The sequence below is a fragment of the Clostridium sp. KNHs216 genome (assembly GCF_006714885.1).
Taxonomy (GTDB): domain Bacteria; phylum Bacillota; class Clostridia; order Oscillospirales; family Acutalibacteraceae; genus Caproiciproducens.
On record NZ_VFMF01000001.1, the window covers coordinates 3,614,938 to 3,639,385 of the forward strand.

The 24,448-nt window shown below is 53.2% G+C and carries 24 protein-coding genes; 14 read left to right on the forward strand and 10 right to left on the reverse strand.

The features are described 5' to 3' along the window. Window positions 1-7 precede the first annotated feature (7 nt). A complete protein-coding gene (locus LY85_RS17345; protein WP_141827652.1) occupies window positions 8-1,195 on the reverse strand; it encodes a DUF58 domain-containing protein in 1,188 nt (395 codons plus the stop codon). A 9-nt stretch (window positions 1,196-1,204) separates the two neighbouring features. Beyond that, the gene (locus tag LY85_RS17350) at window positions 1,205-2,143 is read right to left on the reverse strand and encodes a MoxR family ATPase (protein WP_141828186.1); all 939 of its coding nucleotides are present in this window, start codon (window positions 2,141-2,143) and stop codon (window positions 1,205-1,207) included. Window positions 2,144-2,297: 154 nt separating this feature from the next. Between LY85_RS17350 and LY85_RS17355 the strand changes: the two genes are divergently transcribed. Then, window positions 2,298-3,020, forward strand: a complete 723-nt coding sequence (locus LY85_RS17355) for an NAD-dependent protein deacylase (RefSeq protein WP_141827653.1) — start codon at window positions 2,298-2,300, stop codon at window positions 3,018-3,020. Window positions 3,021-3,183: 163 nt separating this feature from the next. On the opposite strand, the gene LY85_RS17360 is transcribed toward LY85_RS17355, so the two are convergent. From LY85_RS17360 to LY85_RS17380, 5 genes are all read right to left on the reverse strand, one after another. After that, window positions 3,184-3,648, reverse strand: a complete 465-nt coding sequence (locus LY85_RS17360; protein ID WP_141827654.1) for a DUF4358 domain-containing protein — start codon at window positions 3,646-3,648, stop codon at window positions 3,184-3,186. A gap of 12 nt (window positions 3,649-3,660) precedes the next feature. Next, window positions 3,661-4,515 (reverse strand): GDSL-type esterase/lipase family protein, encoded by an 855-nt coding sequence (locus LY85_RS17365; RefSeq protein WP_141827655.1) that lies wholly within the window; start codon window positions 4,513-4,515, stop codon window positions 3,661-3,663. 181 nt (window positions 4,516-4,696) lie between these two features. Then, the gene (locus tag LY85_RS17370) at window positions 4,697-5,020 is read right to left on the reverse strand and encodes a DUF1540 domain-containing protein (protein ID WP_038323352.1); all 324 of its coding nucleotides are present in this window, start codon (window positions 5,018-5,020) and stop codon (window positions 4,697-4,699) included. A gap of 156 nt (window positions 5,021-5,176) precedes the next feature. Then, window positions 5,177-5,986, reverse strand: a complete 810-nt coding sequence (locus LY85_RS17375) for a flagellar motor protein MotB (protein ID WP_141827656.1) — start codon at window positions 5,984-5,986, stop codon at window positions 5,177-5,179. 15 nt (window positions 5,987-6,001) lie between these two features. Further along, window positions 6,002-6,805 (reverse strand): MotA/TolQ/ExbB proton channel family protein, encoded by an 804-nt coding sequence (locus LY85_RS17380; RefSeq protein ID WP_141827657.1) that lies wholly within the window; start codon window positions 6,803-6,805, stop codon window positions 6,002-6,004. Window positions 6,806-7,120: 315 nt separating this feature from the next. Here LY85_RS17380 and LY85_RS17385 point away from each other — a divergent pair, with 315 nt between their 5' ends. The 4 genes from LY85_RS17385 to LY85_RS17400 all read left to right on the forward strand — a co-directional run bounded on the left by LY85_RS17385 (window position 7,121) and on the right by LY85_RS17400 (window position 10,729). Continuing rightward, window positions 7,121-7,486, forward strand: coding sequence for an MmcQ/YjbR family DNA-binding protein (locus LY85_RS17385; protein ID WP_207705559.1), 366 nt, complete (start codon window positions 7,121-7,123; stop codon window positions 7,484-7,486). A 461-nt stretch (window positions 7,487-7,947) separates the two neighbouring features. Continuing rightward, window positions 7,948-9,003, forward strand: a complete 1,056-nt coding sequence (locus LY85_RS17390; protein WP_243122598.1) for an ABC transporter substrate-binding protein — start codon at window positions 7,948-7,950, stop codon at window positions 9,001-9,003. A 21-nt stretch (window positions 9,004-9,024) separates the two neighbouring features. Then, entirely contained in the window at window positions 9,025-9,942 is a 918-nt protein-coding gene (locus tag LY85_RS17395; RefSeq protein ID WP_038323356.1) for an ABC transporter, read from the forward strand. Beyond that, on the forward strand, window positions 9,920-10,729 hold the full coding sequence (locus tag LY85_RS17400) for an ATP-binding cassette domain-containing protein (RefSeq protein WP_141827659.1): 810 nt from the start codon (window positions 9,920-9,922) through the stop codon (window positions 10,727-10,729). The genes LY85_RS17395 and LY85_RS17400 overlap by 23 nt, the downstream gene beginning before the upstream one ends. A 92-nt stretch (window positions 10,730-10,821) precedes the next feature. On the opposite strand, the gene LY85_RS17405 is transcribed toward LY85_RS17400, so the two are convergent. Both LY85_RS17405 and LY85_RS17410 read right to left on the reverse strand, forming a co-directional pair. Then, window positions 10,822-11,253 carry an Rrf2 family transcriptional regulator gene (locus LY85_RS17405; protein WP_141827660.1) on the reverse strand — a complete coding sequence of 144 codons (432 nt, stop codon included), beginning with the start codon at window positions 11,251-11,253 and terminating at the stop codon, window positions 10,822-10,824. Next, on the reverse strand, window positions 11,250-11,684 hold the full coding sequence (locus tag LY85_RS17410; RefSeq protein WP_038323359.1) for an Rrf2 family transcriptional regulator: 435 nt from the start codon (window positions 11,682-11,684) through the stop codon (window positions 11,250-11,252). Before LY85_RS17410 ends, LY85_RS17405 begins: the two co-directional genes overlap by 4 nt. 288 nt (window positions 11,685-11,972) lie before the next feature. On the opposite strand from LY85_RS17410, the gene cysK reads away from it, so the two are divergent. Next, a complete protein-coding gene (gene cysK / locus LY85_RS17415; protein WP_096832482.1) occupies window positions 11,973-12,902 on the forward strand; it encodes a cysteine synthase A in 930 nt (309 codons plus the stop codon). A gap of 49 nt (window positions 12,903-12,951) precedes the next feature. Here the strand turns inward: cysK and LY85_RS17420 are convergent, their stop codons facing one another. Next, window positions 12,952-13,812, reverse strand: a complete 861-nt coding sequence (locus tag LY85_RS17420) for a VanW family protein (protein WP_207705560.1) — start codon at window positions 13,810-13,812, stop codon at window positions 12,952-12,954. Window positions 13,813-14,017: 205 nt separating this feature from the next. Here LY85_RS17420 and LY85_RS17425 point away from each other — a divergent pair, with 205 nt between their 5' ends. The 8 genes from LY85_RS17425 (at window position 14,018) to LY85_RS17460 (ending at window position 24,171) form a co-directional block, all read left to right on the forward strand. Further along, the gene (locus tag LY85_RS17425; RefSeq protein ID WP_038323728.1) at window positions 14,018-14,710 is read left to right on the forward strand and encodes a response regulator transcription factor; all 693 of its coding nucleotides are present in this window, start codon (window positions 14,018-14,020) and stop codon (window positions 14,708-14,710) included. Then, complete coding sequence (locus tag LY85_RS17430) at window positions 14,688-16,118, forward strand: HAMP domain-containing sensor histidine kinase (protein ID WP_141827661.1); 1,431 nt, start codon at window positions 14,688-14,690, stop codon at window positions 16,116-16,118. Before LY85_RS17425 ends, LY85_RS17430 begins: the two co-directional genes overlap by 23 nt. A gap of 183 nt (window positions 16,119-16,301) precedes the next feature. Then, the gene (locus tag LY85_RS17435; RefSeq protein ID WP_141827662.1) at window positions 16,302-17,258 is read left to right on the forward strand and encodes an NAD(P)H-dependent glycerol-3-phosphate dehydrogenase; all 957 of its coding nucleotides are present in this window, start codon (window positions 16,302-16,304) and stop codon (window positions 17,256-17,258) included. Between the two features lie 106 nt (window positions 17,259-17,364). After that, window positions 17,365-18,096: a GNAT family N-acetyltransferase gene (locus LY85_RS17440; RefSeq protein ID WP_141827663.1), complete on the forward strand. Its 732-nt coding sequence runs from the start codon at window positions 17,365-17,367 to the stop codon at window positions 18,094-18,096. A 282-nt stretch (window positions 18,097-18,378) separates the two neighbouring features. Further along, window positions 18,379-19,224: an Mrp/NBP35 family ATP-binding protein gene (locus LY85_RS17445; RefSeq protein ID WP_141827664.1), complete on the forward strand. Its 846-nt coding sequence runs from the start codon at window positions 18,379-18,381 to the stop codon at window positions 19,222-19,224. A gap of 331 nt (window positions 19,225-19,555) precedes the next feature. Continuing rightward, window positions 19,556-20,023 carry a MarR family transcriptional regulator gene (locus tag LY85_RS17450; RefSeq protein ID WP_141827665.1) on the forward strand — a complete coding sequence of 156 codons (468 nt, stop codon included), beginning with the start codon at window positions 19,556-19,558 and terminating at the stop codon, window positions 20,021-20,023. Window positions 20,024-20,029: 6 nt separating this feature from the next. Then, complete coding sequence (locus LY85_RS17455) at window positions 20,030-22,273, forward strand: ABC transporter ATP-binding protein (RefSeq protein ID WP_141827666.1); 2,244 nt, start codon at window positions 20,030-20,032, stop codon at window positions 22,271-22,273. Beyond that, window positions 22,270-24,171: an ABC transporter ATP-binding protein gene (locus LY85_RS17460; RefSeq protein ID WP_141827667.1), complete on the forward strand. Its 1,902-nt coding sequence runs from the start codon at window positions 22,270-22,272 to the stop codon at window positions 24,169-24,171. Before LY85_RS17455 ends, LY85_RS17460 begins: the two co-directional genes overlap by 4 nt. The last annotated feature ends 277 nt before the right edge of the window (window positions 24,172-24,448 follow it).

Here is a 24,448-nt window from a genome sequence, read left to right on the forward strand (position 1 = left end):
TGTTCCTTTATAGAATCAGGCCGGAAAGGCACTGCTGAATTTTTTCAGGATAGACCGTTACCACTTCCGCGTTCATCGCGCGCAGCGCGTCCGCCAGCCGGAGCTGTTCGTCGTCCGTTTCTGCTCCGACAGCCAGAACGGTGATCTTTTCCCCGTTCGGCCGGTCACAAAGCTCCGTAAGCGCTTCGGTCAGTTTTCCCGTGATATAAACGGCGTGGGAAAAGCTTCCGGCGTCCTGCTCCGTCTTGCTGCGGGACTTCAGGACATACGGCTCCTCGCGGTAGGACTGCGCGGAAAGCAGGCTGTTCAGCAGAGAGGCCAGATCCTCGTCGCTCTGAATCAGCGACGTATGCAGCCGGTCCTCTTCTTTTCCGTACCATTCGATTCGGTGGATGATCTGGTTTTCCGTAAAGAAATGCGATAAAGAGGCGGCTGTTTCCATCAGTGCGTCCAGCACCTCCCTGTCCGGCGAGAGCAGCTCCAGCAGCACAAGAATCCCGCTGTCGACCGGAAGGCCGAATTCCTTTACCATCAGCTCGTCCAGCTTGGAGCTGAGCTTCCAGTGGATGCTGCGCAGGCGGTCGCCGCTGCGGAACGCACGCACGTCGAAAATTTCAGACGGGTCGTCTCCCGGCTTTTCTTCCGAGTAGGTGTTGCTTTCGGTGCCCGCGGCCGCCGTCATATCGATGGAAGAATCGATCGGATGCACCCGGGGAGCGATAAAGCATTCGGCCTGAAGGTCCGGTTTCCGGCTGATACGAAAAATTCCGAGGGGATCATAGTACTGAAGCTGCGTCAGCTTTACCGAGACACGGCCGCAGTAACGGGACTGCATCCGGTATTCCGCGGTTTGCTCCGATCGGGCGTTTACCGGCGTGAACAGGGTTTGCTCCTGCCTTTCGCCGCTGAGGGAGTTTACACAGGAGAAGTGCAGCTTTGCGCGGAGCAGGGGAAAGGCGGACGCGTTTTTCAGGGTAATATACAGAGAAAATTCCTGATTTTTGTATGGGGTGACATTCTGCGCCGCAAGCCCCGCCGTTGTTCTGCGTACGGCGAGCACCAGAAACAGCCACGAGAAGAACGGCAGGATAAGAATCAGCACCAGCGTGAAGAAGGCCAGATATTCTTTAAAAAAGAGAAAGAACAGAATTGCGGCGGCAAGCACGGCGCAGTAGGCGGCACGACAGCGGAACATGGCGCGCCCCTATTTCTGCGCGACGGCGGGCGCGGGGACATCCCTTAAAATGTCCCTGAGCAGGCCGGCTGCGGTAACGTTGCCTATTTTCGCCTGGGGCTTCAGAATCATCCGGTGCTCCACCACGTCGGTGAAGACGGACTGCACGTCCTTCGGGACCACATAGTCCCTGCCGGAAAGATAGGCGTTCGCCTGCGCCATTTTGACGAGCGCGATGGAGCCGCGCGGGCTCGCGCCCAGCCGGACCAGGCCGTTTTCACGGGTCGCGCCCACCAGCCGGGCAATGTATGCGTACAGATCGTCTGAAAGGTAAACGGTGTCCGTCTCGTTCTGCATGGCGATGATTTCCCGCGCGTCGGCGGCTTTGCGGACCGATTCCAGCGGGTCCTCGCCCTGTTTGCGCTTCAAAATTTCCACTTCGTCGCGCAGCTCTGGGTACCCCATGGTCAGCCGCACCATAAAGCGGTCGAGCTGGGAATCGGGCAGCATCTGCGTACCCACCGAACCGATGGGGTTCTGGGTCGCAATCACGATATAGGGCTTCGGGGTGGGGTGGGCGATTCCGTCGACCGTGATGCTGCCCTCCTCCATGACCTCCAGAAGCGCGGACTGCGTCTTGCTGGAGGTGCGGTTGATCTCGTCGGCCAGAAACAGGTTGCACAGCGCCGCGCCGGGCTTGTACTCCAATAAGCCGGTCGCCTTGTTGTAGATGGAAAATCCCGTTACATCGGTCGGCATTACGTCTGGCGTGAACTGGACCCGCTTGTAATCAAGGGACATTGCCTTGGAAAAGGCAAGGGCCAGCGTCGTTTTTCCAACGCCGGGGATGTCCTCCAGAAGGATGTGCCCCTGCGCCAGAATCACCATCAGCACTTTCCGGACAATCACGTCTTTTCCGACCACTGCTTTTTTAACCTCGTTGATGATTCTCAAAGCCTTTTCCTGCATTTTCAAAGCCACCGCCCCGTCTTTATATTCTGTATTATTATAGTCGAAATCAATCCGTTATGCAAACCGGGTGTTTTTATTCCGGAAGAATTTTCTCTTGAAAAATTGCCGCCATAGGCGCAAAATAGAAAGAGCGAAGAATGGAGGATGTGTAATGGAACAGAATATTGAAAAGCTGCAGAGCATGATTGACGAGAGCAAACACATCGTGTTTTTCGGAGGAGCCGGCGTTTCCACCGAAAGCGGAATCCCGGATTTCCGCAGCGTGGACGGACTGTACCACCAGCATTACCGCTATCCGCCCGAAACGATGCTGAGCCACAGTTTTTATGAAACGCATATGAAAGAATTTTACGATTTTTACCGGGCCAAGATGCTTTGCCTGACTGCAAAGCCGAACGCCGCCCACAGGAAGCTTGCCGAACTGGAGCGGGCGGGTAAACTGACCGCGGTGGTCACGCAGAATATCGACGGCCTGCACCAGACGGCGGGGAGCAAAACGGTCTACGAGCTGCACGGCTCCGTTCACCGCAACTACTGCCGGTGCTGCCATAAGCTTTACGACGCGGAATTCATCCTGAACAGCACGGGAATTCCGACCTGTACCTGCGGCGGCACCGTTAAGCCGGATGTGGTGCTGTACGAGGAAGGCCTCAATCAGCGCACGCTGTACGGCGCGGTGGAGGCGATCGAGCGCGCGGACATGCTGATCATCGGCGGGACCTCACTTGCGGTTTATCCGGCGGCAAGCCTGATCGACTACTACGGCGGGGATCGGCTGGTCCTGATCAACCGCACCAGTACCCCGCAGGACCGCAACGCCAATCTGGTGATTCAGGGCAGCATCGGCGAGGTGCTTGACAAAATCAAAGTGTGACATTAGAAGTTTGCCGCCTTTTGATCCTTGCCTCCCTCTGCGAGGGAGGTGGCGTGCCCGGCACGCCGGAGGGAGTAAAGCGGAAAAAAGCCCGGAAGAACATGATTTCACGTTCCTCCGGGCTTTTGTACCATTGTTTTTAGGAAAGCCGTTCCGCGTCTGTTTATCCCTTGACCGCGGCATCGTATATTTTATTCAGCTCCTCGTATTGGGGAGAGACGATCATGCTGACGTAATTTCCGTTCTGGTTGACGCCGCATTTTTTCAGCATCGCGTATTCCTCCGGCAGATAGTCCTTCATTTCGGTTTCCTTCTGCTGGTAGCGGGCGTCCAGTTTTTCCTTGATCCGCTTGGCCGCGTCGGCGTCCTTTCCCTCCAGAAAGATGATCTCGTCGCCTTTGATGCCGGTCGAATCGACGTAGGCGGCAAACTGCTTGACGTCTGCGGTGTCAATTCCGTAATTCGGCATCAGGTCCTCGGCGGAATACTCCGTCATTTCCTTATTGGAGAGGACCGCCTTCATATCCGCCATCACCTTGGTCAGGTCGGCCTGTTTTGTTCCGCCGCCGCACGCGGCCAGAGAACAGAGCATTGCCGCGGCGAGCAGCAATGATAAAAGCTTTTTCATCGGTATTCTCCCTTATTTTACAGTATGTGTCAAAATGTAATCAATCCATACCTGACAGGCCTTGTCCGTAAAATGGATTCCGAGGTCGTTGGGGTCGCTGCAGTATTCGGGAATCAGGTTCCCGTCGCTGTCACGCATGACCGACGCAACGTCAATGTAATAATATCCGTTCTTTTTGCACATTTCCGCCAGCTTCGCGTCGTAAGCGGAAAGATTCGGATTGTTCAGGGTCGTCATCTGCTGCTCCTTGATGATGGGGGTCGCGGACTGAACGAACAGCTTGGCGTCCGGGGATTTTTCCTGAATCTTCGCAAGGAGCTTGGACATGTTTTCTACGGAACCGTCAATGCCGTACAGGGCCAGGTCGTTGGCTCCCAGCATAATGTAAACTTTTTTCGCGCCCATCGCCGCAACGTTGTCTTCCAGAAGAGCCTTCTTTCCGTTATAGAGCGGGTGGATGGAAGAAGTACCGAGGGGCTTCAGCGCATTGCCGCTGCCCATGCTGCCGGCGGCCAGAAACTGGGCTTTCCCAAAGAAGCCCGCCTCTGTTTTGCGCTTCGCGGTGACATAGTTTTTCAGCTTCAGAGAGACGGAATCCCCAATAAAGACCGCGTCGTCAAGGTAGCTTGCGTCCGCTTTGGCGCTCTCCTGCACCGCATCGGAATTTTCCGGCTGAGAGGATGCGGGCGGCGCCACCGAGGAGGCCTCCTGTGAACTTACCGCGGAAGAAACCTCGCTCTGTACTGCGGAACTCGCGGGAGCGGCGCTGGAAGCGGTTTGCTTATTTCCGCCGCAGCCGGATAAAAGCAGCAGCCCGGCCGTCAGAAGAGCCAGTCCCCTCCTGCTGTCGTTTTTATTATGATTCATCTTAGCACCTTCTAATCAACAAGTAAAATTAACACAAACAGTATAGCATATGTATGACCGTATCACAACAATTGTTACAAAATATGACAGGAAGATATCCCCATCAATTCCAGATATAAAAAATGAGCAGTGCCCTGCGGCGCTGCTCATTCCGTCTGTTGTTATGGGGATTTCCGAAATCCTATCTGTTCTCAAAGCTGGCACATGCCGTTGCGGACTGTGAATGCGGCTGGGCGTTTCCGGACTGGACGCTGATTTCATTCGCGTCGCACCGCTCGTTTGAGTTAAACCGGCAGTTTTCCGCTTCACAGTAGATGTCCAGAGCCGTATTGGGAAGGGAACAGCCAACAGAGTTCTGCGCGCCATCCGTCGCGTCCAGAAAAGAAGAACAGCAGGTTTCCTCGCTGTCCTGGGCCTGACGGCCGCTGACCTGAATTTCGGGTCTGCAGCAAAAGTTGTCCCTGTTGTTGGCACAGGTCATTACGTCACAATGTAAATTTGTCATGGTCGGCACCTCTTTATTAAAAATTACTTTTTAATATTCTGTACCGGCTTGGGACTTTTATACAGAAACTCAGTTTCTATGTTTTTAAGACGGAGTTCTTTTTATCCGGGAATCTTTCTAATTTCGTCAGCAGTTCAAAACAGTTGGAATTTTTCTTTAATTTGCCTTGCTTTCCGTTTTATCGGCAGGAGGGTTTTTGACCACGGTGATCTCTACTCTGCGGTTTTTGGCCCGGCCTTCCTCGGTGAGGTTGGAAGCAATCGGCGAAAAATGGGCGAAGCCCTGTATCGACAGCTTGTCCTGCTTCATTCCGTAGCTGACAAAGCTGTTCATTACCGTGATGGCGCGCTCCGTGGACAGCCTCCAGGAAACCTGGTCGCTCGCGACGGTATGTTCGCCGACGTCCGCGGTATGCCCGCTGATGGTAATGTAATCAATGCGGTCGTATACCTGCGACAGGGCGCCTTCAATTTCGTGAAGCACCGGTTCGCTGGAGGGCAGCATTTTGGCGCTGTCCGGAATAAACATCAGCGTATCCTTCAGGTGAATCTTTACATAGGTGTCCGAATTGACAAGGCCGACCGAGTTTTGCAGGCTGTTTTTCTGGACATAGTTTTCCAGCACGTCGTAAACCTGATCCAGTGCGTCGGGATTTACTGCCGTTCCGCCCGTTCCTGTCCCCGTACCGGTTCCTGTACCTGTTCCCGTGCCTGTGCCGGTACCAGTTCCCGTTCCCGTCCCTGTACCTGTTCCTGTCGCGTTGGCGTTTGTGGAGTAACCGTTGCCCATCGCCGTGCCGAAATTCTCAGCCATTTTTGCGACTTTTTTCGCGTCGATGGTACTCATGGAATAGAGAATAATAAATAAAGCGAGCAGAAGGGTAATCATATCGGAATAGGTCAGAAGCCATCTCTCGCTGTTTTCTTCTTCTTCATGCTCTGAAGCAACATGCTTTTTAATAGCCATATGTTTCCCCCTGATTTATTTCTCGATACCTTCCTTATACTTTTTATCGCCGTGCGGGAATAGCTGGTAATAAACGGAAAGCTTATTTTCGATGCTGCGCGAAGATTCTCCGCGCGCGATCATGCAGATTCCTTCCGTCATCATTTCCCTTAAAATCTGCTGCCGCTTCAAAACACCTTTCAGGCGGCTGGCAAAAGGCATATAAACAAGGTTCGCCAATACAACGCCGTACAGTGTGGCGATAAACGCGACGCCGATGGAAGCCGTGAGCGACGCCGCGTCGGTCATGTTCGACAGTACCTGAATTAGTCCCATTACGGTGCCGATAACGCCCATTGTGGGAGAGAAGCCCGCGGCGCTGGTAAATACGGATACCTCCAGCTGCTTCTGCGCCGTATAGACACGGATGTTGGATTCCAGAGCGTACTGGATTTCCTCGTCGGATTTCATGTCCAGCGCCAGCACCATGCCGGATTTTAAAACAAGAAATTCGTCGTCGTTCAGTTCGGAGTCGTTGATCAGCTCCTGCAGCTTCAGGATTCCCCCCTGCCGGCAGGCATCGGCCATAAAGGTGATTTTCTCAATGACCTTGGTTGGATTGCCCATCGATTTGTTGAAAAACGTACCGACCAGGGATTTAAACGCCGACAGAATATCGGTAAGCTTGTAAGAAAGTACAACAGCGCCCAAGGTACCGCCAAAAACAATGACGAAGGGACTCAGCAGAAAAAGGGAACTCAGTATTCCGTGTTCCAACGTGTATCCCAGAATCAAAGCACCAAACGAAATCACAATTCCCAAAACAACTGAAATATCCAAACGAAATTCCTCCGATATCTTAAAAATGCATGTCGAATAAAATAGGTAAAGAAGCCCATTCCCAAGTCTCATTTCCCATTCAAAATAATTCTTTTATTGTATTATTCGACAGGAATCAAACCTCTTCTATACTAAATATCGACAGGATTACATAAATATGTAGCCCCCGCGAAAGGAATGTTTTTTCTTTATATAATCTTTATATCGGCCGGAATCCTCTTGACTTTACAGTAAAATCGCTTACAATTTGAATAGTTTTTTGAATATATTATGGCAAATATTTCATGATGCTAATAATGAAAAGGGGATTTCAATATGCTGACAAAACGCGGCCTGATCGAATTTTGCCTGACATTTCCCGGTGCATATGAGGATTATCCGTTTGACGGCGATCCCGGATCGGCACAGGCGTGGGCCGTTATGCGGCACCGGGTCAACAAAAAAGCCTTTGCCTTTCTTTATGAGCGCGGCGGGGCCGTCAATATCAATCTGAAGTGCGACCCGATGTTTGCCGATTTGCTGCGCGGCGCTTATCCCGCAGTGACGCCTGCCTATCATATGAACAAGGTGCACTGGAATACCGTAAGGGTGGACGGTTCCGTTCCGGAACAGGAAATTTACACATGGATCGGCCAGAGCTACGATCTCATCAGGCCCGGGACCGTGAAAAGAAAAAAATAGTGCTTGACAAGTTTCTGTGTTTTGCATATAATAGCTGTCAAAGAGAATAAAAACCACAAACCGATGATTAAGAGTAGTAGGCAGGCAGATCGCTCGCGTAGAGAGCCGCAGATGGTGGGATTGCGGAGGAGTGCGGCAGGCTGAATGGACTTATGAGGGCAAAATGAAAAGCGGAGCAGTTGGCTCTGCCCAGTAGCTTTTGACGGGAACTTCGCCCGTTACCAAGGAAGCATACATCATGGAAAGTCGTGTATGGAAAAAGCGGGCGGTTTAACCGTCAATTTGGGTGGTACCACAGGAGCGAATGCTCTTGTCCCTGTTTTCAGGGGCAAGGGCTTTTTTTATTTCTAAAATCCAGGTTAAGGAGTGACGGAAATGGCAATGTACGGGATACGATGGCGAGGCTGTGTCAATCAACCGCGGCAAGAACGAAACAACTTAACTTTCAGGAGGAAACGACAATGAAAAACAGATTTTATCATACAGTAAAAAAAGTCATAGCGGGGGTCCTTGCGGTGGCGCTGGCAGCTTCCTTTACGGCGTGCTCGTCCGGTGCGGCGGCCAGCTCCGCGGCAAGCGCAGCCGGTTCGGAAGCACAGAGCCAGGGCGCGGCGAAAAATTTCAAGATCGGCGTCATTCAGTACGCGACGCATCCCTCGCTCGACAACTGCTACACCGGGTTTAAAGCGGGTCTGGAAGAAGCCGGACTCAAAGACGGGGACAACATCACCATTGATTTTCAAAACGCGCAGGGCGATAACGCGAACGGCGACCTGATCGCGAAAAACATGGTTTCCAAGAAATACGACATGATGATGGGAATCGCCACTCCGGCGGCCATGTCCGCGTACAGCGCGGCAAAAAGCACCGATATCCCCGTTGTGTTCACCGCCGTTTCCGACGCGGTCGCCGCGGGAATCGTTAAATCCAACGAAAAGCCGGAAGTCAACTGCACGGGCTCGTCCGACGTGCTTCCGCTTGAACAGCAGATCAAAATGATCCGCGCGTTCCTGCCGGATGCGAAAAAAATCGGCATCCTCTACACCACCAGCGAGCCGAATTCCGTTTCCCAGCTCGCGCAGTTCAAGGAGCTTGCCCCGAAATACAACTTTGAAGTTGTCGACGTCGGCGTGACCAACGCCTCCGAGGTTGCCGCCGCGGCCGCGACCGCCGTTTCCAAGGGCGTTGACTGCATCAATAATTTTACCGATAATAATGTCGTCGACAATCTTTCCTCCGTTCTTCAGGCGGCCGGAAAAGCAAGCATCCCCGTTTTCGGTTCGGAAGAGGAACAGGTGAAAAACGGCTGCCTTGCATCCCAGAGCATCGACTATGTCGCCCTGGGCAAGGAAACCGGGAAGATGGCGGCGAAAATCCTGAAAGGGGAAGCAAAAGCTTCGGAAACGCCGGTTTATATGGTCAAGGACTGCACCCCCGTCTATAACAAAGCGGTCATGGATAAGCTCGGCCTGACTCTGCCGTCGGAATATTCCGACGCCACGGCGGTAACGAAATAACAGAAAGCTGGTAAACTCTCCATGGATATCATTCTGGGCCTGGTTGTCAATGTACTGGAAGAGGGCTTCATTTACGGGATCATGGCCGTTGGCGTATACATCACCTACCGCGTTCTGGGGTTCCCGGACCTTTCGGTCGACGGGACCTTCCCGCTCGGGGCGTGTGTGACGGCGGCGCTGATTACCGTCGGAACCGACCCCTGGCTGGCGTGCCTGGCGGCCTTTGTCTGCGGCGCCGCCGCGGGCTGCCTGACGGGCTTCCTGCACGTGAGGCTGGGGATTACCGACCTTCTTTCCGGTATTCTCGTGATGACCGGACTTTGGAGTGTGAACCTTGTCATTACCAAAGGCAGCGCGGTAATGCCGTTTTACGACAAAAACACCATTTTCAATTCCGGGTTTTCCGGCCTGCTGGCAGGCGGACTTCCGGAAAATTACCGGGTGGTGGTCATCGCCGCGGTTTCCTGCGTCATTGTAAAGCTCCTGCTGGACGGGTACCTGAAGACCAAATCCGGTCTGCTGCTCCGTGCTTCGGGGGACAACGCGCAGTATGTCACCTCTCTCGGCAGGAACCCCGGAACCATGAAGGTCATCGGCCTTGCCATCGGCAACGGCTGTACGGCTTTGGCAGGCAGCATTTTAAGCCAGCAGACGGAGTCCGCCAGCGTGGCCAGCGGAACGGGCATGGTGGTAATGGCGCTTGCCTCGGTGATTATCGGCACGAACCTGTTCCGGAAAATCAAGTTGATGAAAGCCACCACGGCAGCGATCCTGGGCGCTGTTATTTATAAAGCGTGCCTCGTGATCGCCATGCAGCTCGGCCTGCCGACCAATTATCTGAAGCTGCTGATGGCGGTCCTGTTCACCGTCGCGCTGATATCCAACAATATGTTCATGGGGAGGGGGAAAAAGCAAAATGTCAATCCAACCCAAATCTGAGACGGGCGAAAGCTTCGTCAGTATGAAGCATATTTATAAAACCTTCAACCCCGGTTCGGTCAACGAGGTGGTGCTGTTTACCGATTTCAACCTGGAAATTGAGAAGGAACAGTTTGTTTCCGTCATCGGCAGCAACGGCTCCGGAAAGACCACCATCCTCAACATCCTCTGCGGAAGTATCGCCGTCGACAGCGGCAGCGTTTCCGTGAACCATCAGGAAATCAGCCGGCTGAAAGAGTATCAGCATTCCAAATTCATCGGACGTGTTTTTCAGGACCCGTCGAAAGGGACCTGTCCCGAGCTGACCATTCTGGAAAATATGGCGCTTGCGGACAATAAGGGCGGTTCCTTCGGGCTGCAGCTTGGGGTCAATAAAAGGAAAATCGATTTTTACCGTTCACAGCTGGAGCTGTTAAAGCTCGGCCTGGAAGAAAAGCTCGATCTGCCGGTCGCCAGCCTTTCCGGCGGCCAGCGTCAGGCGCTGGCGCTGCTCATTTCCACCATGACGCCGATTGATCTTCTGATCCTGGACGAACACACCGCGGCGCTCGACCCGCGCTCCAGTGAAAACGTCATGGAGCTCACGGAACGATTTGTCCGTGAAAAAAAGCTGACGACGCTGATGGTCACGCACAATCTGAAATTCGCCGTCAATTACGGCGACCGGCTGGTGATGATGCACCACGGCGGGATTGTGGTCGATGCCGCCGGAGAGCGGAAAAACGAGCTGGCCATCAAGGACCTGACGGATAAATTCAATGAAATCAGCATTGAGGTCGGGAACTGACTGTGACGCAGATACAATAAAATAAAGAAAAGGAACGCTCCCACGAACTGATTTCAGTCCATGGGCGTTCCTTCTTTTTTTACAGACGGATATTACAGTTCCGAGCAATCGGCGGAAAGGTGCCGGGCTTCAATATCCTTGAGCACATCCTCCAGCGTGGTGCCGGTCAGGACCTCGTCCACGCTGTGGTCAATCACATCCCAGACGTTGCGGTTCAGAAAGCTGCGGATGCTGGTTCTTTCTCCCAGATTGTCATAAACCGACATATCGCCCTCCAGAACGGTCATAATGTCCCGCAGGGTGATCTCCTCCGCCGGCTTCGCCAGCACATAGCCGCCCTGAGCGCCCGCAATTCCGATGACGATTCCCGCGCGCTTCAGGGAAGCGAAAATACTTTCCAGATAATTGAGGGACAGGTCCTGCCGCTGGGAAATTCCGGAGAGGGAGACACAGCCCTCGCCGCTGTTCATGGCAAGATCGATCAGGGCGCGCAGCCCGTATCTTCCTTTTGTTGAGATTTTCATGAGCGCCCTCCGTTTTCCGCGATATATTTTTCCTTCAGCTCGCGCAGGGTCAGACTGTCGGCCGTATCGGATATTGCCGCGGAAATCCGCACCCATACGTTCCGGCTGATACAGCTTGACCGTACCTTGCTTTTGCAGGCGGACAGACTGCTCACGCACTCGACGGGCACCATATTGCCTTCCATCGCGCGAATAATTTTGCCGACGGTGATCTCGTCCTCCGGCTGATTCAGGACAAAACCGCCCTTCGCGCCGCGTATGGTGGACACCAGCCCGGCCTTTTTCAGACTGAAAAAGATCTGCTCCATATATGCTGCCGACACCTGAATCCCCGAGGACAATTCCTTGATGCTCAGCAGCTTTTCATTGCCGAAGACCGCCAGATACAGCATTCCTTCCAGCGCGTAGCGGCTTTTTGTAGAAAGTTTCATAGGCCACTCCTTGTTTTGTAATTCCTTATTAAACATGATACTATGTTTTTACAATCGTTGCAATAAAAAATATTACTTTTCCTATTGACATTATCATATATGGGTTCTATAATAAAGTCAAATCGAATACATTACTAAATAGATATGTTTAATATTGATTGGGGGAATGTTGGTGAACCGGCTGTTCTTTCTTAGAGCGGGGCGCAATATTTATTGTTGCAGCTTGCCAAGCAGGTTGATGCCCCAAAAAAATTTGTTACCTTCAATATCATGAATTAAGGAGAGATGATTATGTCTATCGCTAAAAATTTAACCGAACTGATTGGAAACACTCCGCTTTTGGAACTGACGAATTATGAAAAGGAAAAAGGTCTGGAAGCGACCGTTGCGGCGAAGCTGGAATATTTCAATCCTCTTTCTTCCGTTAAGGACAGAATCGGCTACGCGCTGATCAAGGACGCGGAGGACAAAGGGCTTATCAATAAAGATACCACCATCATTGAGCCGACCAGCGGCAACACCGGCGTCGGCCTTGCCTTTGTCGCGGCGGCAAAGGGCTACCGCCTGATCCTTGCCATGCCGGAAACCATGAGCGTTGAGCGCCGCAGGCTGGTTGCCGCTTTGGGAGCCGAGCTGGTTCTTACCGAAGGCGCCAAAGGCATGAAAGGCGCGATTGCGAAGGCGGATGAGCTTGCGAAAGAAATTCCGAATTCCTATATTCCCGGCCAGTTTGTGAACCCGGCGAACCCGAAGATTCACCGTGAGACGACTGGACCCGAAGTCTGGCGCGATACCGACGGAAAAGTCGATATTTTTGTTGCCGGTATCGGAACGGGCGGTACCATTACCGGTGTCGGCGAATACCTGAAATCCCAGAATCCGAACGTGAAGATCGTCGGCGTGGAGCCCGCTTCTTCTCCGGTTATCAGCGAAGGAAAATCCGGCCCTCATAAGATTCAGGGCATCGGCGCGGGCTTTGTTCCGGACATTCTGAACACGGACATTCTGGATGAAGTGATTACTGTTGCCAATGAGGACGCTTTTGCAACCACCAAGCACCTCGCTTCCAGCGAGGGACTGCTCGTCGGTATTTCCTCCGGCGCCGCCGCGTTTGCAGCGACCCAGCTTGCAAAACGCCCGGAAAATAAGGGGAAACTGATTGTGGCGCTGCTGCCGGATACCGGTGAACGCTACCTCTCCACAGGCGTTTTTGACTGATTCATACCCCCAAGTATCCATATACATTACCAGGAAGCTGCGGCAGATTTCATTCGTCTGCCGCAGCTTCTTTGTCTCCGGTTTCCAGAAACGGGGCGTACATCATGATCGCGTGGTTTTCGGAAAGATAGTCGTCCTGCAATAGGGTGCCGTCGGGCCGGAAGGCTTTCCGGTACAGCACGTTGTTTCGGGTGTAGCCGCCCCAGTATTCGTGTGTGATATGCTGCTCCCTTTCGTACACCTCATAGGTGCAGTACGGCTCTGCGGATGAGCGCCACTGCCCTTGGAGCTCTGTATCCGTAACCCGCAGGCAAAGCTGAAAAGTCGCGGAGGTCTCGTTTTTGATCATCAGGTCCCGGTAATTGTAGAAACAGGTCGCGCCGCTGCCGAACGGCTGTGTGCGGCCGGAGTCCGGGAATACGTCGTAGCTGTGGCGGTAGCGCTCCGTAACGGTCAGCCCGGTATGCAGTGTCATCCAGTAAATCAGATTGGAAAGCTGGCAGAGCCCGCCGCCGATTCCCCGCTGTACCGTGCCGCAGAACAGCACCATGCCTTCCAGGTAGCCCTTGCGGCGCGTCGGTCTGCCGATCGCTTTCCAATAGGAAAGCGTTTCCCCCGGGCGGAGCAGAATGCCGTCCAGCTTTTCGGCGGCCAGCTTCAGGTTGGTGATTTTATGATACTGCAGCTGCATGTCGACATCCTTCAGGCTGCGCAGCAGCGGGGTCGCGTGAGCAAAGCAAAGACAGGGCAGGGGGGCGCGGCTGAACGTGCGGGCGAATTGCCCGGCATTCAGCATCCACTTGAAATACCTTTTCAGGGTATAATATTTTACGCCGCAAAATAAGCGCAGCTTTGTGCGCTTTTTGGGGAATAATTGATTTGCGGGCGCGTATGGATTTTTCATCTTCATACCCCATCCATCTTATCATTATAATTTCATTATTGCATAAAAACACTGTTCCTGCAAGCATGATCTGTGATACAATAAAGCTATCCCGTTCTGCGGTTTTCCGCGGGGAATTGTATCAAACGATCGTTGAACGGTCACAAAGTCTTCACAATGATCTTTTATAATAATGATGTATAAATTGAAGGAAAAAGCGGAGGCGGACAGCTTGTATCATATTTTAGTAGTGGACGACGAGGAAAAGATCAGAGAACTGATTAAAAAATATGCCACGTTTGAGGGACATACCGTCACCGAGGCCGGGGACGGTATGGAGGCGGTTTCCATCTGCCGCAGCCACCCCAACGATTTCGATATCATCCTGATGGACGTTATGATGCCGGAGCTGGACGGGTTTTCCGCCGTACGGGAAATCCGCAAATACAGCACCACGCCCGTCCTGATGCTCAGCGCTCGGGGCGAAGAATACGACAAAATCCACGGGTTTGAGCTGGGGATCGACGACTATGTCGTCAAGCCGTTTTCCCCGAAGGAGCTGATGCTGCGGATTCACGCCATCATCAAGCGCGCCAGCCCGGAAAGCGCCGCGGCTCAGAAGGAGGTACAGCGGTTTGAGGGCCTGACCGTCGACTTTACGGGGCGGATCGTCACCGTGGACGGGGAAAAGGTCGACCTGTCCCCCAAGGAGTACGACCTTCTTTTCTATCTTGTCAACAATAAGAACATTGCCTTGACGCGGGAAAAGCTGATTACCAATGTGTGGGGCTATGATTTTTACGGGGACGACCGTACGCTGGATACCCATATCAAGCTGCTTCGCCGCAGCCTGAAGCAATACAGCAAGTTCATTGTCACGTTACGAGGGGTGGGGTACCGCTTTGAAGTTGAAAGAACACTTTGAGCGCATCGGAATCAAATGGCGCATTTTTGCCTCTTTCGCCGGTTTTACGGCAGTGATCCTGGTCCTGCTGTGGGTGTTTCAGGTGGTCTTTCTGAACAGCTTCTATAAAGCCATCAAAACCCGGGAAATCAGGACGTCCGCCCAGACGATCGCAAAAAACATCGATTCCGGCGACCTGTCCGCAACGGTGCAGAGCCTTTCGCAGAGAAACCAGATGTGCATTATTGTCTCCGACCAGAACGGAGTGATCTACTATAAGGAAGATTCCCTGCCGAACAGCGTCATCAGCCGCCTGAGCCTTTTCAATCTTGCACAGGTCTACGCCGTGACGAAAGCGCAGGGCGGTACTTATTTTGAGCGGTTGACGCGCGATTTCAGCGTGGAAAATTATCAGCGCAGGCTTGAGCCGCCGCGCGCGGAAAGTATTATCTACGCGCAGATTGTGGAGAAAAAGGACGGCACCCGTCAAATGGTGCTGCTCAATTCCACCATTTCGCCGATCGATTCCACCGTAAACACCCTGCGGGTTCAGCTTGTCTGCATCACCGTTGTCATGCTGATCCTGTCTCTTCTGCTTGCGCTGTTCCTGTCCAAAAAGATCTCGAAGCCGATCATCAAAATCAACGAGGCGGCAAAGGTCCTCGGTACCGGGAAATACGACGTATCCTTCGATGAGACGGGCTACAGGGAGATATCGGAGCTGGGCCAGACCCTGAACTACGCGGCGAAGGAGCTTTCCAAAACGGAGGCGCTTCGCCGGGACCTGATCGCGAATATTTCCCACGACCTGCGCACGCCGCTGACCATGATTACCGGCTACAGCGAGGTCATGCGCGATCTGCCCGGGGAAAACACCCCGGAAAACGTACAGATCATCATCGACGAAGCCACGCGCCTGACCACGCTGGTCAACGACGTTCTCGATATTTCCAAGCTGCAGTCCGGCACACAGCCGCTCAGCACGGCCGATTTCAATCTGACGCAGAGCATCCGGACGATTCTGGAGCGCTATTCCAAGCTGACGGATTACAACATTACCTTTCACGCTGATGAGGACGTGACGGTCAACGCCGACGAGCTGAAAATTTCCCAGGTTGTCTACAATCTGGTGAACAATGCCATCACCTACACCGGGAACGATAAGGTTGTTGAAATTACGCAGCTGGTGCGGGACGGCAGGGTGAAAATTTCCGTCCGCGACACCGGTGAAGGGATTCCGGAGGACAAACTCAACGATATCTGGGACCGTTACTATAAGGTAGACAAAGCCCATAAGCGCGCCCAGATCGGCACGGGGCTGGGACTTTCCATTGTAAAGGCCATCCTCGATATGCACGGCGGCGCGTACGGCGTGCAGAGCCAGGAGGGCAGCGGAAGCGTGTTCTGGTTTGAGCTGGAAATTTTATAATATCCATTCTCCCCCGCTGTCGGCGGGGGAGAATTTCGTTCCGGCCCTTTCTGTAAAATCGGGAGCCGTGTTTATTCCACCTGAAATCCGTCAATTTTCATTTATGAACGGGGCCCGATTCCAAGAGGAATTGCTGTAAAAAGCAGGGCGATCATGGTATAATAAAAAAAAGGAGGCGATGGAATGGATATATCGGTCATCGGCTGCGGAAGATGGGGCAGCTTCCTGGCATGGTATCTTGACAGATTAAATCATCGTATTACCCTCTATGGGCGCGCGGGCTCTCGGAAAATGAACACGCTTCTCGAGACGCGTACCAATGGACTGGTTACATTGAATAAAGGGATCGTTCTTTCGGAAAATCTCGCCGAAACGGTGGGCACTGCGGAAATTCTGGTGGTTTCCATCGGGGCGCAGAGCTTTCGCTCGCTGATGCGGGAGCTGTCCGCGTTCAGCCTGAGCGGCAAAACGATTGTGCTGTGCATGAAAGGGCTGGAAGCGGAAACGGGCAGGCGGCTGACGCAGATTGTGGAGGAATACGCGCCGAAGGTGCCCTGCGCCATTTGGGTCGGGCCGGGACATGTGCAGAATTTCGTAAGGGGAATCCCCAACTGCATGGTCATTGACAGCCACAGCATGGAGATCAAGGAATATCTGGTCAAGGCGTTTTCAAGCGATTTGATCCGCTTTTATTACGGGACCGACCTGCTGGGCAACGAGGTGGGCGCGGCCGCCAAAAATGTCATCGGCATTGCGGGCGGAATGCTGGACGGGCTGAACCGCACCGCGCTGAAAGGCGCTCTGATGTCCCGCGGGACAAGGGAGATCGCGCGACTGATCCAGGCGATGGGCGGCAATGAAATTACCGCTTACGGCCTCAGCCATCTGGGCGATTACGAGGCGACCGTCTTTTCCGATTTCAGCCATAACCGCAGGTTCGGCGAGCTGTTCGTCAGGGGAGAAAATTACGGCGAGCTGGCCGAGGGGGTGGCGACCACCACGGCGCTTTTGAGGCTGGGGGAAGAGTACCGGGTGGAACTGCCGATCTGCCGCGCGGTGGATGTGGTGATCAACGGGAAAAAGGAGCCGAAAACGGTGCTTTCGGATTTGTTCCTGCGCAGTCTGAAAATGGAGTTTTGACCTTTGTTTACCGGATTGGCTATCCAAATGAGACTGCCCGTCCGCTTTCTTGCCATATGCCCAAAAATCGGCAGAGGTCTGCACGCAGGGGAAAGGATTTCAGAGGATGCTTGATATATGCAGGATTGCGCCATTCTTTTCAGAATGGGACGAAACCTTGATCTGGTCATGCTTACAGGGATGCATGGGATATGCAATTGCGGATGATGAGGAAAATCCGTCGGCGGCCCAGATTGTGGTAGGAGATTTTTGCTTCTATGCGGGAACGCCGGACGGTGGCCTTATAGCTAAGGCGGCGGCGCCGATTATCACCCCAAAAGACGAAAAATGGAATCCGTTTATTGAAGCCGTTTGGGGAGACCGGGTGGAAAAGACATGCAGATATGCAATGAAAAAGCAGCCCGACGCTTTCGACACTGAAAGGCTGACTCAATACGCAGAGTCTTTGGGAAAAGAGTATGAGCTCAAAATGTTTGATGAGGGAATCTATGGTCTTGTCGCATTGGAGAACTGGTCGAAAGATTTCTGCTCGCAATTTATAGATTACAGTGATTATCATAAAAGAGGTCTTGGCGTTGCAGCGATTTATCAGGGCAAGCCGGTCTCCGGGGCTTCCTCCTATACCGTTTATCACGGCGGAATAGAGATTGAAATTGACACAAAGCCTGAATTCCGGGGAAAAGGACTTGCTACGGCCTGCGGTGCGAGGCTGATTTTAGAATGTCTCAGTCGCGGTTTGTATCCGAGCTGGGACGCGCATGACTTACGCTCCGTTGCGCTGGCGGAAAAGCTGGGATACCAAATGGATCATCCATATACCGTCTATATCAAAAAATGACGGGTTTCTCCGTATCAGTGCTGTCAGGGGCAGTAGCAATTTGAATTTTTCAGGGCGAGGCGGCTTCTTTCTGAATGAAGCCTGCCCGCTCTTTTCTTGTATGGCGGAAGGTTTGCAAACAGAAAATCCGGCTGTTCCTGTGATTTGGCAGAATGGCCTGTTTTTTAAATATTTCAGGGATAAAGTTGACAAATTTAGTATATAATTTTACAATATATCTGTTCTATGGATTGGATTCTGCGGCTTACCGCAGATCGTATTTTGAAATGAAGGATGATTATCATGAGCGAAGAAAATTGTACGCATAACTGCGATTCCTGCGGCGAGGACTGCCCTTCCCGCGCTGCCGGCCCGGCCGATTTTCTGGAAGCCCCAAACGCAATGAGCAAAATCAATAAAGTGATCGGCGTAGTCAGCGGCAAAGGCGGCGTAGGCAAAAGCATGGTGACCTCCATGCTGGCCGTCCTTCTCAACCGCCGCGGCAGCCACACCGCCATCCTCGATGCGGATATCACCGGCCCCTCCATCCCCAAAGCCTTCGGTCTTCACCAAAAGGCCATGGGAAGCGAACTCGGCCTGCTTCCGGTCAAAAGCAAGACCGGTATCGACGTCATGTCCGTCAATCTTTTGCTGGATGAGGAAACGGCTCCGGTCGTCTGGCGCGGCCCGATCATCGCGAATACCGTCAAGCAGTTCTGGACGGACGTGATCTGGACGGACGTGGACTACATGTTTGTCGATATGCCTCCGGGAACCGGCGATGTGCCGTTGACCGTGTTCCAGTCCATTCCGCTGGACGGCATCATCATTGTCACCTCCCCGCAGGAGCTTGTTTCCATGATTGTGGCCAAAGCGGTGAACATGGCGAAAATGATGAATGTGCCGATTGTCGGCATTGTGGAAAATATGAGCTATGTCAAGTGCCCGGACTGCGGCAGGATCATCAAGCCCTTCGGCGAGAGCCATGTGGAAGAGATCGCCGCAAAATTCGGTCTGAAGGTCCTGGGCAAGTGTCCGCTTGACCCCGAGGTCGCAAAAAACTGCGATTCCGGGCTGGTCGAACTGGTCAATGCGCAGTGGCTGGAAGCCGCCGCCGATGCGGTCGAGCAGCAGCCGGCAAAGTCTTAATCGTCGCGTATAAAAGAAATCTCTGCCCTTATCAAACTGATTTTACAGCGGCTCCCACAGAGAAATTCGTTTCATTGCCTTCTCCTGCTTTCGGCGGGGGGAGGCAATGTTCTTTTTTGCCCTTCCTTCAAGCTGCCGCCGGTTTGGAGCGGGCATTTTTTATGTGTCATAACTTGCCAGAATCCGGTAAATATATGGATAGTCTGTAAACAATGCGTTAAAAATGAAAAAAGGGTCTTGATTTATTGATAAGATTGCGTATAATAATGTTTCATGTAGTTAACTATTAATATACTTAATATTCGTGACTGGAACAAAGGAGAGCGAATGTATGGACCAGGCGGAAAAGGAGAAACTGATTCAAGCAATGCACAACCTGAAAAGGGCTCATGCGTGGGGGCCGTCGATGGAGGGCGTATCCCGGGGCGAGTATTTTACGCTGCATACGATTCAGCGGCTGACACAGGAAGCGGGTGAAAGCAGCCCCGGAGCGAAGGTCACCGACCTGAGCAGGGCGGCGCAGATGAGCAGGCCCGCCGTTTCCCAAATGCTGAACTCCCTTGAAAACAAGCAGCTTGTGGAACGGATCATGGCCAAAAGCGACCGGCGGGTCGTTTATGTGAAATTATCGGAAAAGGGAGTGGAACAGCTTGAAAAGACCCATCGGCAGTTCCATTATTGGTTCGACAGAGTGATGGAAGAGCTGGGGCCGGAGGATACCGCGGAGCTTACCCGGCTTGTCAATAAGCTGCACGGTATTATGGAAAATCTCCGGGCGGACCAGATGAAAGGATTATAACAAAATATGAAGAAACTGGCGAAATACTTAAAGCCTTATACACTCATGATTTTGATATCGATTGCCCTGCTGTTCGGGCAGGCGATGGCGGATTTGAATCTGCCCAACTACATGTCCGAGATCGTCAATATCGGCATTCAGCAAAGCGGCATCGAAGACGCCGCTCCGGAAGCAATCAGTGCCAAAGGGCTTACATTCGTAACCAGATTTATGACGGAGGAGCAGAAAAAGGCCGTCGCGGACAGCTACACTCTTGTTTCTTCCTCCGGTTCGGGTGACAGCTATGACGATGCCGCCAGGCGGTATCCGCTGCTGAAAACAGAGGATATCTATGTGCGCGGCAGCGTGGACAGTGCGACCCTTACGCAGCTGGACCGGGCGTTCGGGGAATCGGCCTGGACCCTGATCAACACCATGAAGACCCTTGCGCAGCAGTCCGGCAAAAGCCTGACGGACGCCGCGGGAGGAAAGACCGATGTTTCGGAAATGGACCTCAGCAAAGTTTACGCACTGGGGCCGGTGCTGGAAAAGCTGCCCGCCGGCGTGATTGAGAATGCGCGCAGCGAAGCGCTGAAAAATTCCGAATCCATGCTGCTGCAAAGCGGCACGGCAATGTGCAGAAGCTTTTACCGGGAACTGGGGATGAATATCTCCGGCATCCAGACCGCCTATATCCTCAAAATGGGTCTGCTGATGCTTCTCATCGCTCTGGCGGGCGGCGCGGCGACCGTGATGGTCGGCTATTTCGCCGCAAAGCTCAGCGCCGGTGTGGCGCGCGACCTGCGCCGTGCGGTATTCAGAAAAGTAGAAAACTTTTCCAACCGCGAGTTCGACGAATTTTCGACCGCCTCTCTGATTACCCGTACCACCAATGATGTCACGCAGGTGCAGATGCTGCTGATGATGGGCGTGCGCATGCTTTGTTACGCCCCCATTATGGGTGTCGGCGGGATTATCATGGCGGTGCACAAATCGGTGTCCATGAGCTGGATTATCGCGCTGGCCTGCGTCGTGCTGGTCGGTATGATCGCGATCGTGTTCAGCGTCGCCCTGCCCAAGTTCAAAATTGTGCAGCAGCTGGTCGACCGGCTCAATCTGGTTTCGCGTGAAAACCTGAACGGCCTGATGGTCATCCGCGCTTTTGGAACACAGGAATTTGAAGAGGAACGGTTTGATATCGCGAACCGCGATCTCACGAAGAATTCGCTGTTCGTCAACCGGATCATGGTCTTCATGATGCCGGTGATGATGCTGATCATGAACGCCTCCACACTTTTGATCGTGTGGGTGGGCGCGCACCAGATCGCGGCTTCCGCCATGCAGGTCGGCGACATGATGGCATTCATGCAGTACGCGATGCAGATCATTATGAGCTTCCTGATGATTTCCATTATGTTCATTATGGTGCCCCGCGCGGCGGTGTCCGGCAACCGGATTGCACAGGTGCTTGATGTGGAGCCCTCCATTGAGGACCCGGAGCATCCCGTATCCTTTGACGGGAAACAAACCGGCTATGTCGATTTCAAGGACGTCTCTTTCCGGTACAGCGGCGCAAGCGAGGATGTGCTTCAGCATATCACCTTTACCGCCAAACCGGGACAGACGACCGCTTTTATCGGCTCCACGGGCTCGGGCAAAACGACCCTTGTCAACCTGATCCCCCGTTTTTACGACGTGACCGCCGGCGAAGTGCTGGTGAACGGCGTCAATGTAAAGGATGTCTCCCAGAAGGAGCTGAGGGATCAGATCGGCTATGTGCCGCAGAAGGGAATCCTTCTGTCCGGCACCATCGATTCCAATCTGCGCTACGGCGACAAAGACGCGGCAGAGGAAGATGTCCGCACCGCGGCGGAAGTTGCCCAGGCAATGGAATTCATCTCTGAAAACCCGGAAGGGCTCCATTCGGAGATCGCGCAGGGCGGCACAAACGTCTCCGGCGGACAGAAGCAGCGCCTTTCCATTGCGCGCGCGCTGGTGAAAAAACCGCCTGTCTATATTTTTGACGACAGCTTTTCCGCACTCGATTATAAAACCGACGCGGCTCTGCGCTTTGCGCTGAAAAAACACACGGGCGAGAGCACCGTTCTGATTGTGGCGCAGCGTGTCAGCACGATTATGAGCGCCGAACAGATCATTGTACTGGACGAAGGAAAAATCGTAGGAATCGGCACGCATCAGGAGCTTTTAAAGTCCTGTCCGACTTATTATGAAATTGCGTCGTCACAGCTTTCAAAGGAGGAACTGGCATGAGTGAAACAACCTCCCAGCCGCGCAAGTCGATTCCGGGCCGCGGTCCCCGCGGCATAACGATACAAGGGGAAAAAGCCAAAGACTTTAAGGGAACGTTCAAAAAACTGGTCCGCTACATGGGCAAATATAAATTTTCGCTGGTTACCGTCCTCGTTTTCGCCGTGGCGTCCACTGTGTTTTCCATTGTGGGCCCGAAGATTCTGGGCAACGCGACCAATGCGCTTTTTACCGGCATCATGAGCCAGATCACCGGTGCCGGAACCGGCATCGACTTCGGCTACATCGCGGGCATTATGCTGTGGCTGGTCGGCCTTTACCTGATCAGCGCGCTGTTCTCCTATATCCAGAGTTACATTATGACCGGCGTATCCATGAAGGTAACCTATCAGCTTCGGCGTGAGATCGCCGCCAAAATCCAGAAGCTGCCGTTTCAGTATTACGACACGACCAGCAACGGCGAAGTGCTTTCGCACATCACGAACGATGTCGACTCCATCAGCCAGAGCCTGAACCAGAGCGTCACGCAGATTATCACTTCCGTAACGACCATTCTCGGAATTCTGGTTATGATGCTGTCCATCAGCTGGCAGATGACGCTGGTTGCGCTCTGCATCATCCCCGCTTCCATGACCTTCATCCTGACCATTGTCAAAAAATCACAGAAGCATTTCATGGCCCAGCAGACTTACCTCGGACATGTCAACGGCCATATTGAGGAAATGTACGCCAGCCATGTTGTGGTTAAAGCCTTTAACGGCGAGGCCGAGTCGACCAGAACCTTTGAGGATTACAACGATACGCTGTATTCCTCCGCGTGGAAAAGCCAGTTTATGTCCGGCATGATGATGCCCGTTATGAGCTTCATCGGCAATCTGGGCTATGTTGCGGTCTGCATTTTAGGCGGATATCTTGCCGCAAACGGCAGGATTTCCGTCGGCGATATTCAGGCGTTCATTCAGTACGTCCGCCAGTTTACGCAGCCGATGACGCAGGTCGCCAATATTTCCAACGTCCTGCAGCAGACCGCGGCCGCGGCGGAGCGTGTGTTCACGTTTTTGGAGCAGCCGGAGGAAGTTCCGGAAAGCAGCTTCCCGATCAGCGTCAACACCGGCGACGGTCCGGATACGGAGCTGAACGTACACATTCAGGGAAGCGTCCAGTTCGCACATGTCCACTTCGGGTATCATCCGGATAAGATCATCATCAACGATTTCTCGGCAAATATCCAGCCGGGGCAGAAGGTCGCCATTGTCGGCCCGACGGGCGCCGGAAAAACCACGATGGTCAAGCTTCTGATGCGTTTCTACGACGTGAACGAGGGCGCGATTCTGGTTGACGGCTACGATATCCGCGATTTCAAGCGCAACGATCTGCGCTCCCTGTTCGGCATGGTCCTGCAGGACACCTGGCTTTACAACGCCAGCATTGCGGACAATATCCGTTACGGCAGGCTGGACGCCACGGACGAGGAGGTCATCGCCGCAGCGAAGGCCGCTCAGGTGGACCATTTTGTACGGACGCTGCCGGACGGCTACAATATGATTCTCAACGAAGATACCACCAATGTGTCTCAGGGCCAGAAGCAGCTTCTGACCATCGCCCGCGTGATTCTCGCCGACCCCCAGATTCTGATTCTGGATGAGGCGACCAGCAGCGTGGATACCCGTACCGAGCTTTTGATTCAGAAGGCGATGGATCATCTGATGAAGGGCCGTACCAGCTTCGTCATCGCCCACCGCCTTTCCACCATCCGCGACGCCGACACGATTCTGGTCATGAAGGACGGCGATATTGTGGAGCAGGGCAACCACGAGGAATTGCTCGGCAGAAACGGATTTTATGCAAACCTGTACAACAGCCAGTTCGTCCGGGCGGAGGCGCTTGAAGCCAGCATGTAAGCATAGAGAGCGGCGAAGATTTTCTTCGCCGCTCTCCTGCTATCGGTAAACCCGCGCAGCCGCTATTACGGCATTTCCAGTTGATTCTGAAACAGAATCGCGTTCTTCCCCCGCCGAAGGCGCGGGAAGAACGCGATTTATCTAAAAAACTGAAATGGAATTGCTGTAGAAATTGCACGCCATGCCGGATTGCTGTTGATTTTTGGCAGAAAGTATCGTATACTAAAATAGTAGACAATAACAGAATATACCGTCCGCCAGCGGTTTAAGCAAGACC